At 70.9% G+C, this 1,703-nt stretch carries 2 protein-coding genes; both read left to right on the plus strand.

Going from position 1 to position 1,703, the window contains the following annotated elements; translation table 11 throughout:
- On the plus strand, positions 1 to 1,041 hold a 1,041-nt coding region (locus D180_RS20150; protein ID WP_017914185.1), incomplete at its 5' end, for an ATP-dependent helicase C-terminal domain-containing protein.
- Between the two features lie 115 nt (positions 1,042 to 1,156).
- Complete coding sequence (locus D180_RS20155) at positions 1,157 to 1,567, plus strand: hypothetical protein (RefSeq protein WP_017908157.1); 411 nt, start codon at positions 1,157 to 1,159, stop codon at positions 1,565 to 1,567.
- Positions 1,568 to 1,703 lie beyond the last annotated feature (136 nt).

Genomic DNA, 1,703 nt, shown 5'->3' on the forward strand with positions numbered 1-1,703 from the left:
TGGCGGCGGCGCCTGCGCAGCGACGCCGCCGCGCCGGACAGCGTGGAGGCGCACGAACTCGGCGATCTGCTGGCGCACGCCTTTCCCGACCGCATCGGCACGCGTCACCCCAGCGATCCGCTGCGCTACCAGCTGGCCAATGGCCGCAGCGTGCGCTTGTTCGACAACAGCGACCTACGCGGCGAGCCCTGGCTGGTCGCCACCGAACTGCGCCACGAGGCCAAGGACGCGTTGCTGCTGCGCGCCGCGCCGGTGGACGAGCGCTACCTGCGCGCGCAGTTTCCGCAGCGCTTCGCACAGGAAGACGTGGTGCGTTGGGACCCGGAACGGCGCGCGCTCACGGCGCTGCGCGAAACTCGTTTCGATCGCATCGTGCTCGACTGCCGCCCCGCCGGCCGGGTCGAGCCGGCGCAGGCAGCCGCGGCGCTGACCGAGGCGGTGCGCGAATTGGGGCTGCAGGCGCTGCCCTGGAGCGAGAACCTGTCGCAATGGCGCGCACGGGTGGCGGGACTGCGCCAGTGGATGCCGGAACTGGAGCTGCCGGACCTGGGCGATACCGCGCTGCTGGCCAGCCTCGACGACTGGCTGCGCCCGGCCTTCGCCGGCAAGGCCCGGCTCGATGCGCTGAGCGAGGACGAGCTGGGCGAGGCGCTGAAGGCGCGGCTGCCGTGGGACCGCCGCCAGGCCATCGACCGCCATGCCCCGGTGCGCATCGCGGTGCCCTCGGGCATGGAACGGCGCATCGACTACAGCCTGGACCATGCCGGGCAGCCGCAGCCGCCGGTGCTGGCGGTCAAGCTGCAGGAACTGTTCGGCCTGGCCGACACCCCGCGCATCGCCGACGGCCGCGTGCCGCTGCTGCTGCACCTGCTCTCCCCCGGCGGGCGGCCGCTGCAGGTCACCCAGGACCTGCGCAACTTCTGGTCCAGCACCTACCCGGAAGTGAAGAAGGAGATGAAAGGCCGCTATCCGCGCCACCCGTGGCCGGACGACCCCTGGACCGCCACCGCCAGCCATCGCGCCAAGCCGCGTGGCACCTAGTGGGTCTGGCGCACCGCATTCAGCGGGCAGACGAATCCGCGGCGCTGCGCTAACGCCCCGTATACGGTACGAGGGCGACACTGCAGCCCTTCATTCCTGCCAGTAGGGGACGCCCATGAGCAAGCTGACCATCATCACCGATCGCGCCCTGGATCTCGCCAGCCACGCCGGCGACAGCCTCAAGCACTTCGGCCCGCAGGCGAACAAGTGGTTGCAGTCGGGCAAAGCGATGGGCGCGCTCAAGGCGGGCGCAGCGATGGGTGCAGTGAAGACCGGCTCCAAGGTCGCGCGCACCGCCGTGCGCCGCAACCCGGCCATCGCGATCGCCGCTGCCGCCGTGGGTGTGGGTCTGCTCGGCTACGCCATCTACCGCAAGCGCCAGCGCGACAAGGGCGCGCCGATCGAAGGCAATGCGCAGCGCATCGAAGCCGCCAACAAGCGCGGCAATGTCGGTGCGCGCCGCAGCGCCGCCAGCACCCGCGGCACGCGCCGCAATGCCGCAGCGCAGGACGCCACCGAAGAGTGAGATCCGCGCACTGCCGCTGACGGCAGCCGCCGCATGAAACGCAGCGACCGGGAGACATCCCGGTCGCTTTTTTTATGGTTCGCCGCGCCTCTGCTTTTCCAACGCAGATACCGTCTTACCCCCTAGCAGGCAAGGC

Source organism: Xanthomonas sp. SHU 166 (assembly GCF_000364685.1).
GTDB classification, from domain to species: domain Bacteria; phylum Pseudomonadota; class Gammaproteobacteria; order Xanthomonadales; family Xanthomonadaceae; genus Xanthomonas_A; species Xanthomonas_A sontii.

Bases quoted from the DNA above. Each gene is read 5' to 3' on its own strand.
- D180_RS20155 (WP_017908157.1), top strand. From the start codon at position 1,157: ATGAGCAAGCTGACCATCATCACCGATCGCGCCCTGGATCTCGCCAGC.